The sequence below is a fragment of the Pseudomonas sp. K5002 genome (assembly GCF_013386655.1).
In the GTDB taxonomy this organism is placed as follows: domain Bacteria; phylum Pseudomonadota; class Gammaproteobacteria; order Pseudomonadales; family Pseudomonadaceae; genus Aquipseudomonas.
The window spans coordinates 1-5,404 of record NZ_JACARK010000971.1; the positions used below are offsets into that span (position 1 = coordinate 1).

A 5,404-nucleotide genomic window follows, 5' to 3' on the forward strand; every position below is an offset into this window, starting at 1 on the left:
ACCGCGCGCTGGGGCGGCACCACCAGCGCTTCCTGGGGTGTCTCGACCCACATCACGCCGCTCATGGCATACAGCAACTGGCCCCAATCGTGTTGATGGGGCTCGACATACAATCCGCGCGGATAGGTGCGCGCCAAGGGTTGCACGGGGACGGCGTGATCACTGAGGTCGGGAGGCGCGGCAAGGGCCATGGAAGACACATCGTTCAAGTATGGAGCGCCATGATAAGACGTGAACCGGATGATCCGAGTGAATTTTTACCACCTGCGCAGGGTCACTTAAAGACACAAGGAGGGTTTACGGATCCATGACTAACGCAAAACTTTTCGTGATCGACTACACGCTGCATGGCCAGCCCAAGTCATTCATCATCCGCCTGGAAAAACTCGACAACGCCGAAGCCTGGCATTGGGCGAGCTGCGACGCCGGCGTAGGCCGCATCGGGCGCTTTGCCCGTGAGCAGGTGAAGAAGACGAGCCAGCCCCAGGCCGAGAAATTCGGCATCGAAAACGTGCAATGGCGCCGCTCGGATGCGCGCCCCAGCGCGTGAAACTGTAGGAGCGAGTTTGCTCGCGAAGGTCGTTAACGATGACGCGGGGCACCTGGTGCCCCGCGTCGCTCTCGGGTGTTTCGCGAGCAAGCTCGCTCCTACAGAAGGCAGCCTGCGTTAGCCGTGGGCGGACTTGGTGCATTCGCACCCGGTCGCCGAAGCACAAGGCTCGCCATGGGCATGATGCTCGGCGCAGCCTTGGCAGCAATAGCCCTTGCCATCCTTCATCACCGCAGTTTCCCCCAACTGGCAGTTGCAGTCCTGGCAGGCGCATTTTTTTTCTTGCATGTCTTGCATGGTCAGACTCCTTTTTCGTGGTCGTCCAGGTGCGGCGAACGCCGGCACCTCAAGCAATGACTATAGGCAACGATTCAAGGTTCAAAGGCCCGTCAGTCAGCCCGACGAGCGTTGCTGCGGTACATGAACACCAGGGCCAGCGCGAGGCACAGCATCGCCACGATGCGGCTGCCGGACAGCTCGATCGCCGGGTTGCCGAGCCAGCCGAAGTTATCGATCAACATGCCCATGCCCAACTGCCCGACAATCACCGCCACCGTCGCCACTGCCGTGCCGACAATCGGGACCGCGCCGACCATTACCATCATGTACACCACCCCGAACAACGCCCCGGTCAGTTGCCACTTCGGCACGTCCAGCAGGCTGACCGCGTGGGCGGGCTCAAAGAACAGAATCAGCAACCCGGTACTGATCGCGCCCACGACAAAGGTCAGCAGGCTGCTGCGCAATACGCCCACCGCCTGCCCGAGGCGGCCATTGATGGCGGCCTGCACACTCAATACCGCACCGGCGGCCACTACCAATACCAACAACAGAATCAGGTTCATCGCCTTAACCTCGCGCAATCAGAACAAGTGCCACCACAATCAACGCCAGTGCAATCCAGCGCTCCACGTTGACCCGCTTGCGGGCAGTGCCAAACCAGCCGAAGTGGTCGATCAGCACGCTCTTGCCCACCTGGCCCGACAAGATCGCAATCATGGTCATCGCGATCCCGATATGCGGGGTCGCCAGGGTCAGCACCACCACGTACATCGGCCCCAGGAAGCCACCGATCAATTGCCAGCGCGGCAGGTCGGTCAACGCCGGACCCTTTTGCGGGCCGCTGAACAGCAACAGCAGGAACAGGATCGCCGAGCCGACGCCGAAGATGCTCAAGGTCGCCCACAAGTGGCCGACCTGCACACCCAGCGGGCCCAGCAAGCCGGCCTCCACCGACAAGCCCATGCCGGCGAAGATCACCAGCGGCAATAGCAACAACCGAAGAAACGTCTTGGGCTTGGCCTGAGCCACACCCGCCACTGAAGAAGCCTGCATACATCACCTGCGCGTTAGAGAGAGGAACAATGGCGCGTATTATCCGGTGGCACTGCTGTGCGATAAATGGGAGCATGCCGATAACACCTTTGCGAAATACGCACAGCATGGAGTGATGATGCAGGGTTTGAACGAACTGAGCTTCAAGGCGCTTCGCCTGTTTGTCGCGGTATTGGACTACGGCAGCTTCTCCGAAGTCGCACGCCGCGAAGGCCTGGCGCCCTCCTCCATTTCCCGGCAGGTGCAGTTGATGGAGCAGGCCCTGGGCCAACAGTTGCTGTACCGCCATACCCGTGCGGTCAGCCCTACCGAAGCCGGTCGCCTGCTGGGCCGGCATGCGCGATTGATGCTGGAGCAACTGGAAGCCGCCGGCCAGGCGTTGCAGGAACAGGAAAGCGAACCCAGCGGCCTGGTGCGCATCAATGCGCCGATGGTGTTTGGCCAACGCCACCTCTCGCCGTGGCTTGGGGAGCTGTGTCGGCGTTACCCGAAGCTGCAACTGGATATCCAGCAAACCGACACCTACGTCGACCCGTTGCAAGACGGCACAGACCTGCTGTTTCGCATCGGTGTGCTGAACGATTCCGGCATGCAGGCGCGAATCTTCGCCCCCCAGCGCTTTCGTCTCGCTGCCAGCCCCGGCTATCTGGAGCGTTTCGGTACGCCCCGGCATCCGGACGAACTGGTGAACCACCAGTGCCTGGCCTACAAGGGCGTCACCGGCCAGCAGCGCTGGTTCTTCCGCCGGGACCAGGGCGACTGGACGTCCTACAGCGTCAAGGGCCCGATCACCGGCAACCACGCCGACACCCTGACCCACGCTGCCGAACAAGGCCTGGGGCTGGTGGTGTTCCCGTCATGGTTGATCGGTGAAGGCCTGCGCGCCGGCACGCTGCAGGCGGTGCTCAGCGACTATGAAGTGGCGACGACCCTGGAGCCGCAACAGATTGCTGCGCTGTGGCCGGGTAGCCGGCGGCTGTCGTTGAAGGTGCGGACCGTGATTGATTACTTCGTCGAGTGTTTTGGGGCAGTGCCTTACTGGGACCGTTGAGCAACTGTGGGAAACTATTCGGCCCGCACTGTCGGGAAAAATCCCCCTTCAAGTAAGTCCGATCTGATTTTCCACAACACGGGTCAAAAACCGCTTGCACTCGGGCAGACTTCGAGGAATTCCTTCAGGAGAGACGTCATGGATGCCAGTCATTACTCGTTCGGAAACCTGCAATCGTCCCCGCAAAAATCACCCTCCGCCAGCAGTCGGTTGATCTTTGCCTGCTTACGGAATTTTGGCTATATTTGGCCAAAACCTCGAGAAGACCAAATGATTACCGTACCGTTGGGTGAAGCAAAAAATAATTTATCAAAACTGGTCGATGATGCCGCCGCCGGCCAAATCATCACCATAGCCAAGCATGGGCGCGCGATGGCTCGCCTTGTTCCTGTCGGGAAACCGACAGGCCGGCGAATTGGCGCAATGAAGGGCAAACTGGTGGTGCCGGATGACTTCGATGCGCCATTGCCAGACGACATGCTGGATGCGTTTGAGGGAAACCACCCATGAGAATACTGCTGGATACCCACATCCTGCTTTGGGCCCTGAGCGATGATCCAAAACTGCCAGCGAAGGCCAGAAAGCTGATCGAGAACGCGGCTGAAATTTACGTCAGTGCCGCCACATTCTGGGAGCTGGCGATAAAGGTCGGGCTCGGGAAGCTCAACGTAAACCTGGACGAAATTCGCGAATACTGCCTGGAAAGCGGCTACGTGGAACTGCCCATCACCTCGGAGCACGCCATCGCGGTCAAGGACCTTGAACACCATCACAGGGACCCGTTTGATCGGCTCATCATTGCAACGGCTATCATTGAGCCGATGAAGTTAGTGACAGCCGACCCGATGGTGGCGAAATACACATCATTGGCCGTTTTGACTTAATTCACTTCGCTCAAAACAACCACTGCCCGATCAGCCAGGCATTCGCCCCGCTGATCACCACAAACAAGCTCCAGGCCAGCAGCCGCGTAGGCAAGCTGTTGACGAACGGCCCCATCAGGCGCTTGTCACCCGTCATGCGGATCAGCGGAAACAACGCAAACGGCAACTGCAGGCTCAACACCACCTGGCTGAGGATCAGCAGCTTGCCGATGGCATCATCCCCCATCAGCCACACCCCGAGGAACGCCGGGATCAGCGCCAGGCCACGGGTGATCAGGCGTCGCTGCCAGCAGGGAATGCGCAGGTTGAGGTAGCCTTCCATGATCACTTGCCCGGCAATGGTGCCGGTGAACGTGGAGCTCTGGCCCGAAGCCAACAGCGCAACACCGAACAGCACGCTGGCGAACGCGCCACCCACCAGCGGGTCGAGCAAGTGATAGGCGTCCTGGATTTCCACCACATCAGTGTGGCCGGTCTGGTGGAACGCAGCGGCGGCCAGTATCAGGATTGCCGCGTTGACCAGCAGTGCCAGGGACAGGGAACCGATGGTATCGATACGCGCCAATTTCACCGCGTCCTGGCGGCTGGCCAGGTCCTTGCCGACCAGCCGGGTTTGCACGATGGAGCTGTGCAGGTAGAGGTTATGGGGCATCACCGTGGCCCCCAGTATGCCAATGGCCAGGTACAACGGTGCGGCATCACTGATGGCGGACAACGACGGGGTGAAACCACGAAACACGTCGGGCCAGTAAGGCTTGATCAGCACCAGCTCGATGAAGAAACACACGCCGATAGTCGCCACCAGTGCCAGCATGATCGCTTCCAGCCGGCGGAAGCCTCGATTTTGCAGGGCCAGGATCAGCAAGGTATCGAAGGCAGTGATGACAATCCCGGTGGTCAGTGACACGCCCAGCAACAGGTGAAACGCCAGGGCGCAGCCGAGGACTTCGGCGAGGTCGGTGGCGATGATCGAGATTTCCGCAAGGATCCACTGCACGAACGACGAGCGCCGGCTGTAGCGCTCGCGGCTCAGTTGCGCCAGGTCCTTGCCGGTGGCGATACCCAGCCGTGAGCACAGGCACTGCACCGCCATCCCCGCCAGGCTCGCCAGCAGCACCACGAACAACAGGTTGTAGCCGTAGCGCGAACCGGCCTCGATGGCGGTGGCCCAGTTGCCCGGGTCCATATAGCCGATGGAAATCAGCAAGCCAGGGCCGGCAAACATCAGCGCACGTTTGAAAAACGAGGCACGGGGATCAACGACGATGGAGCCGGCGACTTCCGGCGGGCAGAACGGGGCGGTAGCGATTTTGGGCAGGCTGAATTTCACGCGGGGTACCAGGCTTTCACACAAGACGTGAACGCAGCTTATCAGTCAGACGCAACGGTACGCATCACCGTCTCCCGGGGCAGATCAAATGCCTCTACCACCTGGACCACCAGATCCATCTCCTGGTTCAGTGCTTCACGCTCCAGGCGCTCGCGAATCACCCCGATCACCAGCACCGCCAGGGTGGTGATGGAATACGCGGGGCCGGAAAACGCCCGCACGCCGGTCACCAGCAGCATCGCCGCCGCGAGCGC

8 protein-coding genes and 2 pseudogenes are annotated in these 5,404 nt (G+C 60.6%); 4 read left to right on the top strand and 6 right to left on the bottom strand.

All coding sequences use genetic code 11. The features are described from left to right. A pseudogene (locus tag HX846_RS31915) lies at positions 1 to 191 on the bottom strand (AraC family transcriptional regulator); the annotation flags it as partial. A 116-nt stretch (positions 192 to 307) separates the two neighbouring features. Here HX846_RS31915 and HX846_RS31920 point away from each other — a divergent pair. Next, positions 308 to 550 carry a DUF6555 family protein gene (locus HX846_RS31920; protein ID WP_003208104.1) on the top strand — a complete coding sequence of 81 codons (243 nt, stop codon included), beginning with the start codon at positions 308 to 310 and terminating at the stop codon, positions 548 to 550. 117 nt (positions 551 to 667) lie between these two features. Here HX846_RS31920 and HX846_RS31925 read toward each other — a convergent pair whose 3' ends face one another. The 3 genes from HX846_RS31925 to HX846_RS31935 form a co-directional block, all read right to left on the bottom strand. Then, positions 668 to 838: a metallothionein gene (locus HX846_RS31925; RefSeq protein ID WP_043224890.1), complete on the bottom strand. Its 171-nt coding sequence runs from the start codon at positions 836 to 838 to the stop codon at positions 668 to 670. A 101-nt stretch (positions 839 to 939) separates the two neighbouring features. Continuing rightward, entirely contained in the window at positions 940 to 1,395 is a 456-nt protein-coding gene (locus HX846_RS31930) for a DMT family transporter (protein ID WP_003208100.1), read from the bottom strand. Positions 1,396 to 1,399: 4 nt separating this feature from the next. Continuing rightward, positions 1,400 to 1,885: a DMT family transporter gene (locus HX846_RS31935; protein ID WP_008437061.1), complete on the bottom strand. Its 486-nt coding sequence runs from the start codon at positions 1,883 to 1,885 to the stop codon at positions 1,400 to 1,402. 118 nt (positions 1,886 to 2,003) lie between these two features. Here HX846_RS31935 and HX846_RS31940 point away from each other — a divergent pair, with 118 nt between their 5' ends. The 3 genes from HX846_RS31940 (at position 2,004) to HX846_RS31950 (ending at position 3,820) form a co-directional block, all read left to right on the top strand. Beyond that, complete coding sequence (locus tag HX846_RS31940; RefSeq protein ID WP_023658922.1) at positions 2,004 to 2,936, top strand: LysR family transcriptional regulator; 933 nt, start codon at positions 2,004 to 2,006, stop codon at positions 2,934 to 2,936. A 138-nt stretch (positions 2,937 to 3,074) separates the two neighbouring features. Then, the gene (locus HX846_RS39915) at positions 3,075 to 3,446 is read left to right on the top strand and encodes a type II toxin-antitoxin system Phd/YefM family antitoxin (protein ID WP_008437059.1); all 372 of its coding nucleotides are present in this window, start codon (positions 3,075 to 3,077) and stop codon (positions 3,444 to 3,446) included. After that, on the top strand, positions 3,443 to 3,820 hold the full coding sequence (locus HX846_RS31950) for a type II toxin-antitoxin system VapC family toxin (RefSeq protein ID WP_003208092.1): 378 nt from the start codon (positions 3,443 to 3,445) through the stop codon (positions 3,818 to 3,820). The genes HX846_RS39915 and HX846_RS31950 overlap by 4 nt, the downstream gene beginning before the upstream one ends. A gap of 10 nt (positions 3,821 to 3,830) precedes the next feature. Here HX846_RS31950 and HX846_RS31955 read toward each other — a convergent pair whose 3' ends face one another. Both HX846_RS31955 and HX846_RS31960 read right to left on the bottom strand, forming a co-directional pair. Beyond that, positions 3,831 to 5,150 carry an Nramp family divalent metal transporter gene (locus HX846_RS31955; RefSeq protein ID WP_087694160.1) on the bottom strand — a complete coding sequence of 440 codons (1,320 nt, stop codon included), beginning with the start codon at positions 5,148 to 5,150 and terminating at the stop codon, positions 3,831 to 3,833. Positions 5,151 to 5,191: 41 nt separating this feature from the next. Beyond that, a pseudogene (locus HX846_RS31960) lies at positions 5,192 to 5,404 on the bottom strand (DUF726 domain-containing protein); the annotation flags it as partial.

Coding starts and splice junctions, on each gene's coding strand:
- HX846_RS31930 (WP_003208100.1), bottom strand. CDS start 1,395: ATGAACCTGATTCTGTTGTTGGTATTGGTAGTGGCCGCCGGTGCGGTA.
- HX846_RS31940 (WP_023658922.1), top strand. CDS start 2,004: ATGCAGGGTTTGAACGAACTGAGCTTCAAGGCGCTTCGCCTGTTTGTC.
- HX846_RS31935 (WP_008437061.1), bottom strand. CDS start 1,885: ATGCAGGCTTCTTCAGTGGCGGGTGTGGCTCAGGCCAAGCCCAAGACG.
- HX846_RS31950 (WP_003208092.1), top strand. CDS start 3,443: ATGAGAATACTGCTGGATACCCACATCCTGCTTTGGGCCCTGAGCGAT.
- HX846_RS31925 (WP_043224890.1), bottom strand. CDS start 838: ATGCAAGAAAAAAAATGCGCCTGCCAGGACTGCAACTGCCAGTTGGGG.
- HX846_RS39915 (WP_008437059.1), top strand. CDS start 3,075: ATGGATGCCAGTCATTACTCGTTCGGAAACCTGCAATCGTCCCCGCAA.
- HX846_RS31920 (WP_003208104.1), top strand. CDS start 308: ATGACTAACGCAAAACTTTTCGTGATCGACTACACGCTGCATGGCCAG.